The organism is Paraburkholderia sp. J69-1 (genome assembly GCF_905220255.1).
GTDB lineage: Bacteria > Pseudomonadota > Gammaproteobacteria > Burkholderiales > Burkholderiaceae > Paraburkholderia.
This window is the reverse complement of sequence record NZ_CAJMZG010000019.1, coordinates 163,012-181,995: the sequence shown is the minus strand read 5'-3', so window position 1 is coordinate 181,995 and position 18,984 is coordinate 163,012. Positions and strand designations below refer to the sequence as shown.

General features: G+C 59.1%; 18 protein-coding genes. 6 read left to right on the top strand and 12 right to left on the bottom strand.

All coding sequences use genetic code 11. The features are described from left to right. The 4 genes from U5A67_RS29680 to U5A67_RS29665 all read left to right on the top strand — a co-directional run. Window positions 1-634 (top strand): hypothetical protein (locus U5A67_RS29680; RefSeq protein ID WP_321817112.1); only part of this gene is annotated, 634 nt, incomplete at its 5' end. Window positions 635-685: 51 nt separating this feature from the next. Further along, on the top strand, window positions 686-1,900 hold the full coding sequence (locus U5A67_RS29675) for a DUF1173 family protein (protein ID WP_321817111.1): 1,215 nt from the start codon (window positions 686-688) through the stop codon (window positions 1,898-1,900). A gap of 1,182 nt (window positions 1,901-3,082) precedes the next feature. After that, window positions 3,083-3,703, top strand: a complete 621-nt coding sequence (locus tag U5A67_RS29670; protein ID WP_321817110.1) for a hypothetical protein — start codon at window positions 3,083-3,085, stop codon at window positions 3,701-3,703. Window positions 3,704-3,927: 224 nt separating this feature from the next. Then, window positions 3,928-4,263 carry a hypothetical protein gene (locus U5A67_RS29665; protein ID WP_321817109.1) on the top strand — a complete coding sequence of 112 codons (336 nt, stop codon included), beginning with the start codon at window positions 3,928-3,930 and terminating at the stop codon, window positions 4,261-4,263. A gap of 206 nt (window positions 4,264-4,469) precedes the next feature. Here the strand turns inward: U5A67_RS29665 and U5A67_RS29660 are convergent, their stop codons facing one another. Next, on the bottom strand, window positions 4,470-4,766 hold the full coding sequence (locus tag U5A67_RS29660; RefSeq protein ID WP_321817108.1) for a hypothetical protein: 297 nt from the start codon (window positions 4,764-4,766) through the stop codon (window positions 4,470-4,472). Window positions 4,767-4,837: 71 nt separating this feature from the next. Here U5A67_RS29660 and U5A67_RS29655 point away from each other — a divergent pair, with 71 nt between their 5' ends. Further along, window positions 4,838-5,491: a hypothetical protein gene (locus U5A67_RS29655; RefSeq protein ID WP_321817107.1), complete on the top strand. Its 654-nt coding sequence runs from the start codon at window positions 4,838-4,840 to the stop codon at window positions 5,489-5,491. A gap of 365 nt (window positions 5,492-5,856) precedes the next feature. Here U5A67_RS29655 and U5A67_RS29650 read toward each other — a convergent pair whose 3' ends face one another. The 7 genes from U5A67_RS29650 to U5A67_RS29620 all read right to left on the bottom strand — a co-directional run bounded on the left by U5A67_RS29650 (window position 5,857) and on the right by U5A67_RS29620 (window position 13,088). Beyond that, window positions 5,857-7,077: a porin gene (locus U5A67_RS29650; protein ID WP_321817106.1), complete on the bottom strand. Its 1,221-nt coding sequence runs from the start codon at window positions 7,075-7,077 to the stop codon at window positions 5,857-5,859. Between the two features lie 148 nt (window positions 7,078-7,225). Beyond that, complete coding sequence (locus tag U5A67_RS29645; RefSeq protein ID WP_321817105.1) at window positions 7,226-7,519, bottom strand: antibiotic biosynthesis monooxygenase family protein; 294 nt, start codon at window positions 7,517-7,519, stop codon at window positions 7,226-7,228. 45 nt (window positions 7,520-7,564) lie between these two features. Further along, entirely contained in the window at window positions 7,565-8,878 is a 1,314-nt protein-coding gene (locus U5A67_RS29640; protein WP_321817104.1) for an MFS transporter, read from the bottom strand. A 209-nt stretch (window positions 8,879-9,087) separates the two neighbouring features. Continuing rightward, entirely contained in the window at window positions 9,088-10,161 is a 1,074-nt protein-coding gene (locus U5A67_RS29635) for an isocitrate/isopropylmalate dehydrogenase family protein (RefSeq protein WP_321817103.1), read from the bottom strand. A gap of 15 nt (window positions 10,162-10,176) precedes the next feature. Continuing rightward, the gene (locus U5A67_RS29630) at window positions 10,177-10,602 is read right to left on the bottom strand and encodes a cupin domain-containing protein (protein ID WP_321817102.1); all 426 of its coding nucleotides are present in this window, start codon (window positions 10,600-10,602) and stop codon (window positions 10,177-10,179) included. Window positions 10,603-10,637: 35 nt separating this feature from the next. Further along, complete coding sequence (locus U5A67_RS29625) at window positions 10,638-12,008, bottom strand: NAD-dependent succinate-semialdehyde dehydrogenase (RefSeq protein ID WP_321817101.1); 1,371 nt, start codon at window positions 12,006-12,008, stop codon at window positions 10,638-10,640. 33 nt (window positions 12,009-12,041) lie between these two features. Further along, window positions 12,042-13,088 carry an amidohydrolase family protein gene (locus U5A67_RS29620; protein ID WP_321817100.1) on the bottom strand — a complete coding sequence of 349 codons (1,047 nt, stop codon included), beginning with the start codon at window positions 13,086-13,088 and terminating at the stop codon, window positions 12,042-12,044. A 292-nt stretch (window positions 13,089-13,380) separates the two neighbouring features. Between U5A67_RS29620 and U5A67_RS29615 the strand changes: the two genes are divergently transcribed. Beyond that, window positions 13,381-14,259: a GntR family transcriptional regulator gene (locus tag U5A67_RS29615; RefSeq protein ID WP_321817099.1), complete on the top strand. Its 879-nt coding sequence runs from the start codon at window positions 13,381-13,383 to the stop codon at window positions 14,257-14,259. 172 nt (window positions 14,260-14,431) lie between these two features. On the opposite strand, the gene U5A67_RS29610 is transcribed toward U5A67_RS29615, so the two are convergent. The 4 genes from U5A67_RS29610 to U5A67_RS29595 all read right to left on the bottom strand — a co-directional run bounded on the left by U5A67_RS29610 (window position 14,432) and on the right by U5A67_RS29595 (window position 18,980). Then, complete coding sequence (locus U5A67_RS29610) at window positions 14,432-15,652, bottom strand: porin (protein ID WP_321817098.1); 1,221 nt, start codon at window positions 15,650-15,652, stop codon at window positions 14,432-14,434. A gap of 125 nt (window positions 15,653-15,777) precedes the next feature. Then, window positions 15,778-17,133 carry a 2-hydroxycarboxylate transporter family protein gene (locus tag U5A67_RS29605; RefSeq protein WP_321817097.1) on the bottom strand — a complete coding sequence of 452 codons (1,356 nt, stop codon included), beginning with the start codon at window positions 17,131-17,133 and terminating at the stop codon, window positions 15,778-15,780. A gap of 1,094 nt (window positions 17,134-18,227) precedes the next feature. After that, complete coding sequence (locus U5A67_RS29600) at window positions 18,228-18,515, bottom strand: DUF4148 domain-containing protein (protein WP_321817096.1); 288 nt, start codon at window positions 18,513-18,515, stop codon at window positions 18,228-18,230. Window positions 18,516-18,698: 183 nt separating this feature from the next. After that, window positions 18,699-18,980: a DUF4148 domain-containing protein gene (locus tag U5A67_RS29595; RefSeq protein WP_321817095.1), complete on the bottom strand. Its 282-nt coding sequence runs from the start codon at window positions 18,978-18,980 to the stop codon at window positions 18,699-18,701. Window positions 18,981-18,984: the final 4 nt, after the last annotated feature.

Genomic DNA, 18,984 nt, shown 5'->3' with positions numbered 1-18,984 from the left:
GACCTATCGCTTACAATTAATCGCGCGCTTCCTGCCAATGGATTCTAGTTTTGTTAGTATGAGAGCTGCCCTTGAAGCACACAAAAATTACAACAATACGTTTCAGGCGGCAGTTTTCGTTACTAGCTATACCATACCGTTTTTTTTCGCAAAGATACCAAAGATGCCAGTTCAGAGGCGAAACTACGAAGGAAAAGAAGTACTCGTCTCAACTTCGAGAGATAGGTTGCTTGTCGCATTTCGTCTCAACGACATCGCACGCGTGCTGCAGATAGTCGAGTTACGCTCTATTGCGGTTGAGACATGTCACGAGGATGAGATTTGGGATGTTCCCCAAGTCGATGGTGACGAAACAATGATAACGCTCGAGGGTGCACGCGTATTGCTGAACAAGATAGGCGGTCCGCAAGCGACGTCCTTCAGGGCATGGCTGGACAGCGAGTTCCCTGAGAATGCAGCGATTAGCGCGTTGGGTAATGACTCGATTCTGCCGGAGACGCTTTATAAAGTTGGCGAAATGCGGAGAGAGAATCCCGGTATTGAGCTCTCGGAGATCGCTGGGCGTCTTGCTATCTCGGAAGAAGTCGCAAAGGGATACGTCGTCTATTCTGACCTCCTGCGCAAACTGACTTAGTCCAAGTAAGTAATTCGGAGGGATCCTTGGGATCTGTCCGCCGAGGGAACGATGGAGCGCGTCTCGTGTATTGAACGGATAACGCAGCGAATAGACTTGGCCGGAAACGAGCTACAGCTCGAAGAAATTCTTCAAGATCCGTCCCGCTTTCGAAAATGGTTCGAGACCGCGCGTACCACTCTCGGACATGCAAGGTGTCTATGTGTCCCAGACGGCAGGCGGTTGCAGATTCGCCTGCGTGAGGGCCTCTACCATCTCGCGGTCTGGCCAGAGGATGCGGGCGCCCATCATCAGAGATGTACGCTCCGTTTGCGTGCCGAATCGGAGAGCGGTCGCTCTGGCTACGCTAAAGGCGCGATCATCGAGCGTCCAGACGGCTCGGTCGACATCAATGCGGACATCCCGCTCAAGGTTCGCGTCGAGGCGAGGTCTAATCCGGTCTCGCAGAATGTGGAGCGCGTCGGTGGTGGGAAAAGTCGCGCGAAGGTCGGACTGCTCGGTTTGCTTCACTCCCTCTGGGAGCGGGCCGGATTGAATGAATGGCGGCCGGGCTGGACCCGGGACTGGTGGCGTTGCCGCCGGGAACTCGTGAATCTCGACGGGAAGGTCAATGGTGAGCCAATCGAGCGCGCGCTTTACGTCGTGCCCGTGTGGCGCGAAGGTGACCGCGATTCAATCGAAGCCACCTGGCTGACATTCCGCTCCCGGCTGGAAGTTCAAGGTCCCTATCGGCTGCGCGGCGTCCTCATCGGCGAAATCAAAGGAATGGAGCTTTCGAAGTTCAGCTACGCGGTCAAGTTCAAGCACCACTCTTGTCCCTGCTTCGTCGACAAGGCCATTCTTGAGCGGGCACTACGATCTGCTCCGGCAACTGCGGCACAGGTTGGTGGCGTGGACGCCCACGTTCTCGCGGTTGTGGTCGTGGAGGTCACACGCAACGGGACCCTCAAAGGCGTCGACATGTCGTTAATGCTTACCAGTCGGGATTACATCCCTGCAGACTCGTCCCACGAAATGCGAATGGCCGACGCTTTGATCGATGGTGGTCGCGCATTTACGAAGCCTTTGCGATACGACGGCGAGTCTGAGTTCCCGGACTTCCGACTTCAAGATGAAGAGTGCGAGAGTGTGGTTGAAGTCTGGGGTATGACAGGTAATCCGGACTATGAGGCTCGTAAGGCTGAGAAGATCCAGAGCTACAAGAGAAAGGGAGTGAGGGTGATCGAATGGGACGTTCGCCGCCCGATACCTGACCTCGCTCGTTAGGCGACGCCATAGCGAAGGAAGTCGGGCGCAAAGCCATACGCTTCCTTGTTTGGGAGACCCTGCTCCAGGGTAGTCCGACGGGGAGGCGGCACTGCGCGGAGCGTTCGTTCGCGTCGACGTGAACGGCGGTGCTGGCGAGCGGTTCCGGATAGGACCGAAATCGCCGATGCTCGCGATCGCCAGCAAATAGCCCTTTTCGGGCAAGCTTTGGCGCGCCGCGTTCGATTTTGTAATGCTCGGGCTTATTATCTTGCGCCTTCGTGGACCTGCGAAAAGGCTTCTAGGCCGTTCAGGTATCGTTGAACATTCATCCAATTTCCTTCCTGCAGTCCGCCGCTACCCGAACAGGAATCCAGCGACAGACGCCAGCTTCAAAGGCACTATAAATCCCGTAGCGCTCCGTCCGGGCGTCGCCACCACCGCGAGGCCACGTGCATCGATCTCCATTACGACGGCCCAACTTCTGACGCCGACTGGAGAGGCCGCTCTCGACGGCTCGCGCGACGAAGGCGACTTCACCCTCGAGTTGGCGTGGCTCATGGTCGAAGGTCTCAGCTGGCGCCCCGACGTGCGCTAGCGCATCCGCATCCTTCTGCGCGCGCTCGGCATCGAACTCCGGAGAGCGGGCGGAGTAGTTCCCCTTGGCTGAATCCTGATCCGGCGTGATCGGTCGATCGTCTTGGTAACGATGGAGGGCAGCGTCCGACCGAAGAAGAACGCAAGGCAAGTCAGGCAACGGGCACAACACGAAAACGGGGAGCCAGCCTTCATGAAGGTAAATGCTCTCGGAGCGTCAGGAGAAGATGGAGGTGCTTCTCGACGATCACGGGCACGGAACTCTTCTGGGTCATCCAGTGGCTCATAGTCTTTGCGGAATACCCGGCGTATTTAGCGAACGCGGTCTGGGACCAGCCTAGGCGCGCGAGAGCAAACGAGAAGTCGTCGGGTGTCATGGCGTGCTCAGAATGTTCATGAAATTGGCAGAATCAATGAACATTCTGTACGCACATCTAGCTGACGCAAGTCAGCCAGCGCGTCGCATGGAAGCGCCGCTCCAAAAGTCGGCCTATTCGGACAGACATTCTATGAATGACGCTAACGCAGAGCCCGGACACTATATCGCGCTGCACACACGCGGTGGGAAGTGGACTTTTATAGCGCGCAAATAGGGGCATCGAATCGATGGATAGTGATCAAATCACGCAAGACAAAGAAATTGGCCTATGGCGCTCGCCGGCGGTCGAACTGTGGCCGCCAGCGAATGAGCGCTCAACCCTCGTTAAGGGTCGTCCAGTCTGGTTAAATGAGACGGATTGCCCTCGCGCTCGAAAACACCTCGTGCCGGTCTTTAGTCGCTGGGCTTCCCGGATATTGCGCCGTGATTTTTATAGGATCAACGGTGGCGCGAAGCGATTTAAGAGTCAGCTGCAAGAGCCTTTCCGGACGTGGCTGCTTGAGCTCCAAAAGAGAATCGAGGTGACTCATCAGGATGTGCGAGCGCGTTCGCCCATGCTGCAGCTTCAGACATTTGTCACGCTTGAAGTGTTCACGCACGAAGCGTTTAGTGAAATGGTCCTTGACCTGATTATCGAAGCTGACCGAGCGCTTGCGTGGTGGCTAAGCGAGGAAAACGTGGAGCAAATGAACCAGGACGTCTTTGTGTGGCTGATCGAACCGTTCAGGTGGATTAAGAACCGGGATGCGACCGTGGGTGTTTCTCGATACCACGTTTTCTATCCCGGTACCCATATCGCGCCACGCCGTGGGGCTCCGTGGCCGACGGGCATCACAAGGATCGTATGACTCGGGGCGGGCGTGGGCACTTGATGCGGCATTTTGGTAGCCCAATCGTACGGCTCTCGGACGACCGGCGGAATAGAACTCCTCGCGCCGCCAGCCCCCGCCATCGCGCTTCCGGCAATGATGGCCGTGGCGACGAGGCACGCACCCTATCCGTGTGCTCGTCGGCGCATTGGACCCTCCTGGTTATCGCAACAAGCCGCCGGCCAACTGCAGCGGAACAAGGAATGAACACTTTCAACGAATGGTTTGCTGGCGCTTTCGGCGTCGATATGTGCCAGAGTTTTGCCCAGTACCTCCAGGCGCATCCGAAGGGCATGGAGAACGGATGCGGGCCCCGCATATGGACAGCGGCTGCGATGCGTGTGGAAACCGACGATCGGGAACTTGCAAAGAAAGGCGTCTGCCTGATTGGGCGCAGCGACAGTATTCAGGACATCCTCCTGCGCGCGCGTGACGGGAAGGTGTTCATTGTCGACAGTAGTGACTATCGAACCATTGACGCAACGTTTTCCGGAATCGATGTGCTGGTGTCGCTGTTGCAAACGGAGGATATGCCGTGACGGGGGCGCGCAAATAGCTCCGGGGCCACGAATAAGAATTAATTTGGTATGAAAAGTATGTGGCGGAAAGGTGTAAGTCGATGGGATGCATACACTTGAGGCTCTCGGACGAGGCGCCACAGCCATAGCAGTGCACCTTGTGCTGTAGACGCAGAGGGCCGCCCGCGAGAACTCTGGGGGCGGCCTTGGCGAAGCAAAGATCGGCCTCAAGTCGCCAGTCGAGCGTCGGTATATGCGGCGCGCACGACACGCTTGTCTTCTTGCGAGAGGGTGAGCGCCAATAATAGGTCGCTCAAGGTGAGCCCATAGCGTACGCGGAGCGCGCCGGCGGTAAGTGCCGCAGTCTTGTGGCTTGCCTGTTTGACTGCGGTGCTGAAGGCGCGCCCCACTACGAAGCTGATTTGGTATTCGCGCACGCGTGAGCAGAATTCCAGCTTACCTGGGTCTTCTTCGGCCTCGGCGCCGTGTTCGAACCCCAGTTCAAAAAGCGTCTGGCTGGCCATGCTATGCCTCCGCATCTTGCGGGGCCGCTTTGGGCGCGTCCTGGGGGGGCAGCGTGCAGGTCGATCGACGGATGGCGCAGTTGATCCCAGCCCCCATCGAGGTTGCGCACGCCGAGCGTGCGGCGGTTCATCTGGAGAAAAGCTTCGAGAGCGTCAGCCGTGAGCGGCACGAATTCCTCGCCGTCTGCGCGATTCCGTGGCGCGACCTTGCCGAGGAGATCGACCGTTTTGAACACGCGGTTGCCGCTATCGAAGCGGGCGCGCAGGGCACCAACAACCGTCACCGCGTGCGGCCCTTCGGCCTTGCAGCAGTGCTGCGCCTTGCCTGTTTGGTGCGTGAACATCACCAGGCACGAAGGGCAGACCAGAACACGCGGCGAGGACTCGACCGGCGCGCCAATGAAGTCGGCGAGCGGACGTTCGCCGCGCGACACACGAGCGGTCTCGCGGATCACGGCGGACAGAATGTCGCTGGTCGGCCACGCGTGGGTCTGGCGCTGGTAGTGCACCACAGGCAGGAGCGTGCGGTACTCAAGCGGTGGCGGTGCGCCGATGCTGTCGATGGTGCTGCGTATCTCATCGATCGAAAGCCAATCGGCGCCAGCGCTGATGCGACGCGCTGGTCGTACGGCGGCATTTGGGTGGGTGCTGAGCTATTCGCCTCGTTCAAGCCCGGCAAGGGCGACTTTCGAAAGCTGATCGTGCAACGACCGGAGGGCGCGTGAAGTATCCGGAGGCCGACTACGTCGATTACGATCAACGTCGCAATCCAGATCGCACTCACCCTGAAGGCGAACGGCCCGAGCCTGACCGATGCAGCCGTGCAGGCTGCGACCAACGCCGCGCTCGCCGCTGCGCACCCGGCGCCCGCACCGACACCGGCTGCCTGATCAGAACAAATGACTACGGGGTTAGCCATGCGTGAAAGCGGATACGCGAGCGCGTCGCTCGCGATGGGGAGGTGGTCATAGTCTAGTGCATCTGAGCCGCACACGCCATGCAGGCGCGTGCGGCTGGCAGTTACGCGATGCTAACTCGCGAGTCACCATCGGGCGCAGCACCGCTGCAAATAGCGTGGCTGCCGCGTTAGTCAGAATTTGTGTCTAACGCCGATTCGCACTGCTACTTGTGAATTGGTAGAGGAAGGTGTCATGCCGGTGATGCTTGCGACTGCGGACTGGTTTAGCGAATCCGTCCCGCTCGCGTGTTCAAACACGAAAAGCGAATAGACATCGGTTCGCGCGGAGAGTGCGTAGTCAACACCCATGCTCGCGAGTTCGTACTTTGCGCTGGATTTTTTCGCGGTGCCGCCGCCCGTCGTGTAGTCGAATGCTAATCCAGCTGACAGCGCAGGCGTGAATTGATAGTGGCCGTTCAACTCGGCGTTGTGAAAAGTCGCCGTGCCCGTGTAGTGGAAGGGGTTCGGGCCTGAGGACGAACCCAGATCCTGGAACTGCGTATTCGAGTAGCCGACGCCGACAGTCGTCTTGCCAAAATTCCAGTTGCCGGCCGCACCAATGATTTGCAGCGATTGCGCCGATGCGAAACCCGCGAATATCGGGTTGCTTTCCGCACCAGTAGCAGAACCGAGACCACCAAGATTATTGGTCGTGGCTGCGCCCGAATTAGGATTGTTGCCGAAGAACGAGGTATTAGGATTGCGCGCCTTCAAATAGCCCGCGCCGAGATTCACCGGGCCATAGGAATAGCCCATGCCGGCAGACCAGATGCTGTTCTTGCCGAATGATCCGGCTGTCCCGCCAAAACTGTACAGCGCGCCGAATTTGAAGCCGGAAAGGGTGGGTGATGTGTATTTGATGGAGTTGTTGCTGCGCCGGGTGTTCGAGGCATTGTCGAGGTCACTCGGGTGTTCGACCATGTAACCACCCCATTGCGGTGCCGCCAGGAGCGGGGCGAAGAAATCGACGACTTCGTCATACTGCCGTCCCATTGTCACGCGGCCGTAGGGCGTGGCCAAGCCAACCCAGGCTTGCCGGCCGAACAGCGATCCGCCCTGGGCAGCCGTACCATTGTTCACAAAGAATCCGTTCTCCAGCCAGAAGACCGCCTTGTAGCCGCCGCCGAGATCTTCGACGCCTTTGATGCCCCAGCGGCTACCCTGAATGCCGCCACTCGCGCCATCCATCACAGACCATTGGGTGCCGCCCTTGAGTCCATTCGCCGTGCGTGCAGTCTGCGCGTTACTCACGTAGTTGACGCCGGCATCAACGATTCCATAGAGCGTAACGCTGCTTTGCGCCAAGGCGCACGAACACGGCAAGGCGAGCAAAGCAGCGGTCGTCTTCAACATGATTAAGTCTCCTGATTATATTGTCTGTTATTGATGATGGATTTCGCGCATCGTGTTCCCGGTGCAGCTCGATTCGACTACCGGGCGCAGGTATTCCAGCGACGTAATTCGAAGGCCTTTGCGCATAAGGCCTCCGCGATATTGAAGCTTATTCGACGGCAACTACCGAATGCACCACTTGTGGTGCACGCGCGAAGTGCGGTCCGACGAAATTGCGCCATGTCTGGAAATCAGCCGACGCACGGAAATGGATCATATGGTCGTCGACCGTTTCCCAGCCCACCTGGAGCAGATAGTGGCGTTCTTTCTCGATAACGCGATGCAAAGTGGCGCCGTGGCATCCGCTTGCGCGTGCGAACAACGGAAGTGCTGCACGTACTCCAGCTTCGAATTCTGCTTCGTGACCGTGCAGGATTTCGATGTCTGCCAGTTCAAAAATCATGGATTCTCCTGTGTTATGCGATGGCATTGTGAGCGCGGTTCCGGTTCAGTCGCGGCGCACCAGAATCGGCAGGGCGGAAGCGAGCGCAGCGGAAAGGCACAGAATGGCGGCCATCGCCCAGATTCCGGCAGAAAAAGTTCCCGTTGTCTGCTTGAGGAGGCCGACGAGGTAGGGGCCTGCAAAGCCACCAAGCGTGCCGATCGAATTGATGAATGCGAGTCCGCCTGCCGCCGCGATGCCGGTCAGGAAGCGTGTGGGAATCGTCCAGAAGATCGCGCGTGCCGAACTCACCGCAACCACCGCAAGGCTCAAGCCGACTAGTTCGAGCACGATGCCGTTCGACAGCCCCGAGAGCGCGAGCCCTAAGCCGCCTGCGAGGCACGACGCGACGAGATGGAATACGCGTTTGCCGCTGCGATCCACGGCGCGTGCCCAGATGAGCATGCCGATCACGGCCGCGATGTACGGAATGGTGGAGAGCAGGCCGACGTTGACAAGGCTGAAGCCGTGGCCCTTGAGAATGAGCGGCAACCAGATGCCAATGCCATACGAGCCCAGAATGAAGCCGAATTGAACCGCGGCGAGCAGCAGCACGCGGCCGTCCTTGAGTGCGGAAAATAGCGCCTTCTTCGGCTTCTGGCGTGGTTCGCTTTCCAGCATGTGGACGAGTTCGGTGCGTTCCTCCTGCGTGAGCCAGTACGCGTCTTTCGGATCGTCGCGCAGCAGGGCGAACACGGCGAACCCGATTGCGACCGCCGGCAAGCCTTGTACGAGGAACATCCACTGCCAGCCGTGCAAACCGCCGAGTCCTTCCATTTGCAAAAGCAACGCCGACATCGGGCCGCCGAGAATCGAAGATAGCGGCACGCCGAGCATGAAGAACGCGAGCACGCGAACGCGATATTGTGCCGGGAACCAGCACGACAGGAAGAAGGTGACACCAGGAAAGAATCCCGCTTCGGCGACGCCGAGTAAAAGTCGCAGGATGTAGAAACTCGTCGGCCCTTGCACGAGCGCCGTCGCCGCCGAAGCAAGACCCCAGGTGATCATGATGCGCGCGAGCCAGCGCCGCGCACCGTATTTGTAGAGCGCGAGGTTGCTCGGGATTTCACAGAGACAATAGCCCGCGAACAGCACGCCCGCGCCCCAGCCAAATTGCGCGGGTGTGAGGCCGATATCCTGATTCATCGTCAGCGCGGCAAAGCCGACGCTGGTGCGGTCGATGTAGTTGAAGACGAAGGCAAGCGTCAAAAGCGGAAGCAGGCGCCAGGCATTCTTGCGCAGCGCACGTTGCCGGATCGCCATATTGCCGGAACGCTCCGCCGACTGCGCGTCCATTGCCAGTGATTCGGAATGCATGTTGAATCCTTCGATGAAGCCTCGAATGGTCGAAGCCGTGGGTGTCCTGATGAAGCGCTTATGCGTGCGACGCCAGAGCGTCCAACGCGCTTCCAATGCCTTGAGGAAAACGAACGGTGTTGGCCAGCGCTCGCGTGGCTATCATCGAATGTCTCCTTCATTGTTCTGGTATTCCGGCGGAGAAGGGCGCTCCGCCGGTCGCCTGTCGATCAGGACTTATGCAGCGACTGCGCAACCTTCAGACCGAAGGCCTTGCAGCCCATCGTGCCGCCGAGGTCGGCGGTGCGGCTTTCGGGATTCGCCAGCACGGCGTCGACTGCCGTATCGATGGCATCGGCCGCAGCGGTGAAGTTTGCCTTCTGGCGATGCTCGCCGATCCAGCGCAGCAGCATGCTGACCGAGAGAATCATCGAGGTCGGATTGGCCTTGTCCTGATTCTGGATATCGGGCGCGGAACCATGTTGCGCTTGCGCACAGCAGAGCGTGTCGCCTGCCATGACCGAACCGCCAAGGCCCAGGCTGCCCGAAAGTTCGGCGGCCAGATCGCTGATGATGTCGCCATAGAAGTTCGTCGCGACCAGCACGTCGAACTTCTCCGGATTGCGCACGAGGTGAGCGGTCGAAGCATCGACGAGCAGGTCGTTCAGTTCGACTTCGGGGAAGTCCTTGGCCACGTTGCGCACGCATTCGAGGAACAGGCCGTCCGTCATGTGGAAGCTGTTCGACTTGTGGATGGCCGTGACTTTCTTCTTGCGCTTCATTGCGAGTTCGAATGCGCGGCGCGCAATGCGTTCGCTGCAATGACGTGTGATTTTGCGAACGGAAAGCGCCATGTCGGGCGACGGCATCATTTCGCCCCAGCCCAGATGCATGTTGCGATCCGGATAGAAGCCTTCGGTCGCCTCGCGCATGATGACGAGATCCATGCTCTTGCCTTCGCGCATGTTCGACGTGAGGAACGCCCGGGTGCGCGACGGACGCACGTTGGCGTACAGGTCGAGGTCGCAGCGGAACGCAGCGGACACGTTGCGGCCGCCTTTTTCCGGCGGCGGATAGTCGGCGTGTGAGACTGTGCCGAGAATCAGGCCGTCGTACGTCGGAGCCTTTTCGAGCACTTCGGGGCGCAACGTCGTACCGTACTTTTCGAGGCTCGCGAAGCCGATGTCTTCGTAATCGTACTGAAGGCCGAGATCGAAGATCTGGTCGGCCTGGCCGAGCACGTCGATGGATGCAGCGATGATTTCGGGGCCAATGCCGTCGCCGGGGCAAACAAGAATACGCATGATGATTTACTCGGGTTAATTCGCAGGGGTCTGGTGTTCGGCCGACACGGGGCGCGTTTCGCCGCTGTCCGAGAGCGTGCGCGTCGCGTCCTGGCGCGCGTAGATCCAGAGAATCTTCATCGGCTCGGTGTCGGACAGATTGCGGAAGCGGTGAGGCACGTTCGGCGGAATGAAAGTCGTATCGAGCGGCTTGAGCTCGTATTCGAGGCCGTCGATGTCGAGAATCGCGTGGCCTTCCACCAGCACCACGCTTTCCTGGCAGTTATGGCTGTGGAACGGGATCTTCACGCCGGGCGCGAACGAGGTATAGCCGGTGATGAAGCTGTCCGAGCCGAGCGATGGGCCGACAAGCGGCGTGGTGCTCGCGCCGCCGCCTCGGTCGTACGCGGGCATCTGGTCGGGTTTCAGGAGGGCGGCGCCCGAGGGAGTCTTGATGGTCATGATGGATTCCTGTGGGGACATTCGTGGGCGGCGGCTCAGGCGGCAGGGCCGATCCAGACGGTCTTGATGTTGGTGAATTCGCGGATGCCGGCGGCGCCCAGTTCGCGGCCATAGCCCGACTGCTTGATGCCGCCAAACGGCAGGCGCGCGTCCGAGGCGACGAGGCCGTTGACGAAGACCGCACCCGCTTCGATCTGACGCACGAGGGCCTTTGCGCGTTGCAGATCTGCGCTCCACAGCGCCGCGCCCAGACCGAATTCGGTTGCGTTGGCGAGCGCCACGGCTTCATCCGTAGTGGCGACGCGCAGAACGGCTGCGACCGGGCCGAAGGTCTCTTCGACCGCCGCGGCCATATGTGGCGCGACGTGGTCGAGCACCGTCGGCGCGTAGAAGAAGCCTGCGCCGTCGATGGCGTGACCGCCTGCCTTCAGCACGGCGCCAGCTTCAACCGTGCGCTCGACCTGACGATGCAGTTCGTCGCGCAGATTGCCGCGCGCCATCGGGCCGATCGTCGTGTCGCGCTGCATCGGGTCGCCGACCTTGAGCTGGGCGACGCCTGCGCAGAACAGTTCGACAAAACGGTCAGCGATTTTTTCGTCGACGATGAAGCGTTTCGACGAAATGCAGCTTTGGCCCGTGTTCGAGAAACGCGCCTTGACGGCGGCCTTCGCGGCGGCTTCGACGTCGGCATCGGCGAGCACGATGAACGGATCGGAGCCGCCGAGTTCGAGCACCTGCTTCTTCATCGCGCGTCCGGCCTGCGAAGCGACCAGCTTGCCCACAGCCGTCGAGCCCGTCAGCGTCACGGCGGCGATGCGCGGATCGTCGATGAGCGCGGCGACGTTTTCCGGCTCGATGAGCAGGGAGGTCATCAGGCCATCGGGTACTTCGGCTTCGGCAAATACGGAATTGATGACGAGCGCGCATTGCGGCACGTTGCCCGCGTGCTTGAGGATCGAACCGTTGCCGGCGCACAGCGCGGGCGCGGCGAAGCGGATGAACTGCCACAGCGGGTAGTTCCACGGCATGATCGCCAGCACCACGCCGAGCGGGTCGTAGGCGATGTAGCTTTCGCTTGCATTGCTGGCGACAGCTTCGTCGCCAAGATAGTTGCCTGCATGCTCCGCGTAGAAGCGGCAAGTCCATGCGGACTTTTCAACTTCCGCTTCGGCTTCGGCGATGGGTTTGCCCATTTCCAGCGTGATGAGCGCAGCGATTTCGGCCTTGCGGCGCAGCAGGACTTCACCGAGGCGCGCGACGGCAGCGGTACGCACGCTCAGCGGCTGCTTTGCCCAGACGCGCTGCGCAATCTGTGCGTTGGCGAGCGCTTGCTCGATCTGCGCGGGCGTGGCCGCATCGAAGCTGGCCACGACCTCTTCTGTGGTGGGGTTCAGGGTGCGAAACATGAAGTTATCCTAGGTAAGTGATCAGGATCGGGATTAGCTCGCCTGGGCGGCGAAGCCATACAGTCGAGCAGGGTTCTCGACCAGAATCTGTTGACGCACGGCGGCCGTGTCGGCCCATGCGAGTACGTGGTTGAGCGCGCGGCCTGCGTCTTCGTTGCGGAACGGTTCGACGCGCGAGAGATCGCCATCGCGATGGCTGGCGCTGCCCGTATGCGGCCAGTCGGACGCCCACAGCATGCGGTCGGCACGCGCCTGAATGAGCGCTTGCGCGAAGGGCGCGATGTCGGCGTAGTCGGGCGCCTGGCGCGAAGCGCGATAGGGCGCGGAAAGCTTCACGTAGACGTTGCCGCCCTTCACGAGCGCCAGCACGGTATCGAAGGCGTCTTTTTGTTCCGGCTGCTTCGGCACGCGTACGCCCGCGAAATGGTCGAGCACGACATGCACCGGCAAAGCGCCGATCGTGGGTGCGAGCGCAGCGACGACATCGACATCGGCGTAAATCTGGATCGCCCAGCCAAGCGGCGCGACCGTTTCCGCAGCGCGTTGTAGCTGCGCGAGCGCCACGCTCTGATCGCGCTGACCCTTCACTTCGAGATTGAGTCGCACGCCGCGTACGCCTTGCTCATGCATCGCACGGAGTTCGGCGGGTGTGACCGTTTGAGGATCGATGACGGCGACGCCGCGCGCACGCAAGGTGCCGAGATCGCGCAGCGCGGCCAGCATGGCGGCGTTATCGGTGCCGTAGACGCTGGGTTGCACGACCACCACACGCTCGATGCCCAGGCGCGCTTCGAAGCCGAGCAGGTCGGAGACGAGCGCGCGACCCGGCGTGTAAGAGCGATTCGCGGCAAACGGATAGCGCGCGGCGTCGAAGATGTGGACGTGGCAGTCGCAGCTACCGGGCGCAAGCGTGGCGGCGAGTGCGCTGGGATTGTCGAGCGGCGTAGCCGTGGCGTTGACGGCAGGCGCCGACGTCGACGCCGAGAGCGCGCCAGATGCGCTGGTGCCGGAGCATGCGCCCGACAACGCGAGGCCGCCGACTGCGGCAAGGCTCGCGCCAAGAAGGTTCCTGCGATACATGTGTCTCCCAATGCTTTATGGTGCGTTGGTTGGTATTTTATGCGCGCACGAAACCATGTAAAGGGTTTTTTGTGGTTTTAAAAGGCCATCCAGGGTAAACGACAAGTGATGAAAAACGGGCTCGACTACGCGCCGAAGTCCGAATCGGTCGCGTTATAGATGGATTATTGCGTAGCTTTGGCAGATGTTTGGATCATACGAATCGTGACTGTCGAATGGTCTTATAGTGCTGTAAAAATCCATTCAGGTGCATGTGGTACGATTGCGGCAAATTCCCCTTATTCCGACTGCCATGCCCCGCGCCTTAGCCGACGTGCTCGCGACCAATATTCATCAGCACATCACGCAGTCCGGCATGCCGCCCGGCACGCGTTTGCCGGAGCGTCTGCTCGCCGAGCGTTTCAATGTTTCGCGTTCGCCCGTACGTGAAGCGCTCAAGCGCCTGGCCGGGCAGGCGGTGGTCGCCCCGCATCCGGACGGCGGTTACGCGGTAGCCGAAGGCGTCGAACCTGTTTCAGAAGCGGAAGTCAGCGAAGTAGAAAGCGCCGACGCCGGCGAGCAGACCTATCTGGCAATCGCCGAAGACCGGCTCGCAGGCAGGCTGGAAGATCGCATCACCGAAAACGAATTGATGCGTCGCTATGGGATCACGCGTGCTCAGCTCAACGCGGTGCTGCGACGGATGGTGCAGGAGGGGTGGATCGAGCGCCGGCCTGGGCATGGCTGGCAGTTCCAGTCGGTGCTCACCTCGTCGGAGACCTATCGACAGGGCTACCGGTATCGACTGCTGATCGAAGCCGCGGGGATTCTGGAGCCGACGTTCCAGCTCCAGCGCGAGGCGCTGCTGCGCTGCCGGGGCGAGCAGGAACTGCTCGCCAACGGGGGCGCAAGAACGGCGTCGCCGGCTGCGTTATTTGACGCCAACAGTCGCCTGCACGAGACGATTGCGGCGTGCTCGGGCAATGTGTTTATTCTGGATGGTCTGCGACGGCTCGATCGCCTGCGCCGATTGATGGAGTACCGCAAGGCGGTGGACCGCGATCAGGCCGAGCGGCGATGCCGCGAACACCTCACGCTGATTGACTTGTTGCTATCTGACCAGCGGGAGGCAGCCGCTGACTTCATGAAGCTTCACTTGCACAATGCTGTTCGGGAGAAAACATCCGACTAGGGTAGAAAGAATGCAGAAGTAGCATGGAGATTCTTCTAGTCGACTCGGTCACACAGGTGAACGAACGTAATGTTTTCTCTCATCGTGCGTGCGACATCGTCAACAAGATCTGAGCCGGACCTGATGTGCGTCATCGAGATGTCGCTTAACTCTTTGGCTTCTTTTGCTTGGCCTAGAATGTGTATTTCATACCGATGCGAACGGCAAGCTGGAAGCTTGACGACGAGGGTGTCATTCCTGTAATCGCAGCAACACTGGGCTGATCGAACGAGTCCGTACCAGTTGCCTTTTCCCCGACGACCAGGGAGTAGAGATCCGTGCTTTTCGAGAGAAAGTACATCACGCCAACGCTCGCCGTTGCATATCTCGCGTCATTTTTCCCGTCGACCGAGCCACCGCGCAGATAGTTCACTTCAGTGCCAACGGCAAAACTCGACGTCATCTGATAGAGACCGCTCAGTTCTACATCGTCGAATGTGGCCGTGCCGGTGTATCTGAACGGATTGGGTCCAGCGTTGGATCCGAGTCCGACGAAACTGGTGCGCGAGTAGGCGAGCGTGACGGTTGCAGGGTTATGGGCGTAGCTTGCTGCAAGGGCGAGGATGCGTAGCGACCGTGCTGAGGCATAGCCACCGAAGACCGGATTGCTCTCTGCGCTGGTGAGTGAGCCGGTCGATCCCATATTGTTGGAAAGCGCTCCGGCGCTGTTTACGTTTGAGCCGAAGAACGAGGTATTAGGCTTGTCGGCGTCAAGGAAGCCCGCACCGAGTCGAAAGCCCCCGTCCTGAAAGGCCGCGCCGATCGACCAGACGGTAACAGACCCGGGCTCACCGGAATTGCCTTCGCGACCGATTACGCCGCCAAATTGCCATCCGGAAATAACGGGCGACGTGTACTTCAGGGAGTTGTTAATTCTCCATGTCTTCGACGCATCATCCAGATCACCAGGATGGGCACTCATATATCCTGCCCATTGCTGCGCGGCGAGGGTAGGCGCGTAGAACTGCACTATGGCGCTGTATTGCCTGCCGAGTGTTATCTGACCATATGGCGCCTGGATTCCGGTCCAGGCCTCTCGACCGAAGATCGCGCCACCTTGGCCAGCTGCGCCGTTCTGAAGACTGAATCCATTTTCCAGTCGGATCAACGCTTTGTATCCGCCGCCGAGATCTTCGAATCCACGCACGCCCAGGCGACTGCCCTGCTGTCCGCCCACGCTGCCATCGTAGAATGCCCAACGAGCGATGCCAGTTGGTCTTCCCCCAACCTTGCCGGTCTGCGCATTACTGAGAAAGTTAACGCCAGCGTCAGTGATGCCATAGATTTCGATGCTTGATTGAGCAAGCGCACATGCACTTGGGATCATCAATGCAAATGGTGCAAACCACTTCAAAAGACTGACTCCAGGTCAAAGCGAAAGCAGGATGCGCGCAGTGGCGCATCCTGTGTTCGTATGCAACATCCGGGGATGGCGGGCTGATTGGACTGAAGCGGTGACGGCCAACTGATCGCCGGCCTTCACGATATTGACGAGAGCCGAGACAGGATCAACAACGTGATCGTCACCGTGATTGCTCCTCCTATCCGCGTTGCTATTTGCGCGAAGGGCATCAGGCTCATTCGATTGCAGGCGGTAAGGATCGCAACGTCGCCGGTTCCTCCTTGACCACTGTGGCACGCGTTGACGATGGCTGTGTCAATGGGGTACATCTTCAGCCATCTACCGACCACATATCCGGTACTCATCAGTGCCGCGACGGTACACGCAATTGTGATCACGTTGGCGACGTTGATTGCCGCCATCAGTTTGTCCCATGGCGTCATGGCGGTACCGATCGCGAATAGCAGTGGATACGTCACGGCCGTCGAAAAGAACTGATAAACGATCTTCGCGCCGCCTTCGAGATTTGGTGAGACCAGTCGTGTGACCTTGATGAACACGGCAACGAAGAGCATTGCGACAGGAGCGGGCAGGCCGAGCAGTCGGTGACCAAGTAAACCTACGAGGTAAAGGCTGATCGCGGTGATCGCCGCTGCCGCTACCGTACTGACGTCCGGTGTCGTCGGCGCGGATTCGAACAGTGGCGTTTTGGGAATCTCCTGAGCGGGCTGGAGCGTGCCGCGGCCCGTCAGGTGCGGCCGTTTTTCCCCAATCCAACTGAGTAGACCCGAGAAGATGATGGCGCAAAGGCTGCCAATCATTACCGCCGGCAGGACTTCTGCAAAGATGGGCCCCTGGGGAAGCTTCATGATTTCGGAGTAGCCAACCGACAAAGGAATTGCGCCTTCGCCGACACCGCCCGCCATGATCGGGATGACGATATATAGCAGCGTGTGCTTTGTACCCAAGCCTAACAGCGTGCCCACGGTGGTTCCGACAATGCCAGCAACGATGGATCCCGTTGCGAGCGGGAAGAATATCTTCGCGAAGCCACGTATCAAGACCTGTCGATCCATGCTGAAGATGCTCCCGACGATAATCGAGGCAATGAACAGGTACATGAAATTGCTGACGTTGGTGAAATTGGTCACTATTCCCAGAAGTTTTGCCGGGAGCAATTGATGAAATGCGAGGAATGAAGGAAGGAACGTTGCGACGATTGCAGCAGATCCGATCTTGTTAAATATCGGAAGACGTTTGCCGATCTCAGCGCATGTGAATCCACAGAGCACCAGCACGGCGATGGCCATGGATATTTCACCTGGCACCTTGCCCGTGGCAACGAAGCCTGCGACCAACGCGAGCAGCAACAGATAGATTGGGAAGGGGATGATTCCAACCCTGATCTCGACGATCGCCCACCATCCGAATGGCCAGAATGGCGTGCGCTCCGTTTCAGCCTGGTTCGATGCCAGGTCTCGCGTTTGTTGCATTCGTCGTCTCCTTGACTCACTTGATCGCGAACAACAGGTCGCCAGGTGGCAGATCTTTCTGGATGACACGCGGCAGGCGAGAGCACGGTGACGTCATCAGATTGTTTCGTTTGGCGTTTTGTGATCATAAAACGCATTGAACGAAATGTCGGATCAGTGTTTACGCCTATTTTTCGACGCTGAGAGCCTTAGAGATCGATTTGCGAGCACAAACAATTTGCATTAATTGATAACTAAAAGCATTTTTATGTGATATGTATGCTAATTGTAATTTTGTGCGTTGGTTGCCGCGAATCACTTGGACTTCCGATCGATGGCCCGCGAATTTAGCGGCCTGCGTCCGCTTGCCTGATCTGACCGGGTTGGGGGCGTCCGCTGGCATTGCGCGCGCGACGGCGTTGCGATGGAAATCTGTTGGCGCGGACTGGGAGCCCGACAGAGCCGAGGACAATTGGGCGCGAAGCGGGAAATAGTGCACAACCGGGACGTCGCGCTGAGGAAAATTCAATCTCTGAGAGCGCAGAGAACGCGGGGCTGGTGCAGTGGACTCGTGGATACAAAGGAAGGCGGCGCGAGTCCTTGCCGTTCATCTCCGAATATGCGTCGCTCTCTGGGGCGGGGCTGCAGCGATCGTGCAGTGTGCTAGGACTGTGATTCGATTTGGTTAATAGCGTTATGCCTTGCGCAGCCAGGATCGGTCGTCTCCTCACCACTGTGCCAGAGCACGACGCGTCCTATTTGCTCATCTCTGGGCCGGATTTTACGACGAAGCGCAGGGTCCGCAGTGATGTGCGCCTCCTCGACGAGGGGCTGTCGAAATAGTCGAGATCGCCGCCACGTTGGCTGCCAGTTGCGAGCTGAGTTGAATCGCCGAAAAAATATCTTCGTGCAGAATTCTACTGGGCGTTGTGAGGGAAAATCCGTTCAAGCTTGTTGGAGACCCTGCCACGCCTGTTTTAACGCAGCCTTCAGATTAAAAATTCGAGGGGGCAAGGAAAAAGATTGGCCTCTCGAGCAGGGCAGGAGCGTACCGCGTGATGAGGCATATGCGTACCGATACTCCTGCCCTATCGTCGAAGCTTCTCGTTCTCGCATCACGTAGAGGAAGCGCCGTGCATGCAGTCTTTGTTGTACGCGGCCTGAAGTTTTGCTTCAGCCTTGTTAAGCAGATGCGGGTAGTTGTTGTCGGAAAGGCCGGGTTGATAGCCAACCGATTCGAGCTCCTTAAGTTCGGTATTAAGCTGGCTGTGTGTCACGTTATGCGTGGTCTTGACGAAGGGGTAGGACGTGCATTCCTGAGGGGATAGTGTTGTGCCCGCGAACGCTGGGGCAGTGACCGCCACGCCGCATAGAAGGATTGCAAATTTCGTGATCTTGTTCATTTTCGTACTCCAAAATAGTTTGATTGGCTGGAAATTCAATTTTGATATGAATCACCTGTCGCCGTTTATGCGACGTGTCTAGGGCGTTGTGAAACCGAGAGTGTTTCCGCTACGCAAGGTTCCGTCGCCTGCCGATGAGGGCAAAAGCGCGGCGATAGAACGCTTGCAAGCTCGTGCGCGCCATTACGAATGAGCGTACACGGTCGAGTTCAGGTAGGCGAGTTGTCCGTCCTGCTCGGCGTGCACGAGGTCGTGATACACCTGAGCACGGGTAGCCTGCGGTACCGCGGTACCGTAAGGGGGGATCCAGTGGCCGGCCTGAGCAGCATTTCCAACGAGCTTGACCTGCGTGATAACAGGAGGATGTGCAGCATAGTTCGGGGACGAAGCAGGGGTCTGCGCAAAGGCAGAGGTGGCGGTTGCGAGGCCAGCAAGAGCGGCAGCTGCGATCATCATTGCTTTCATGATT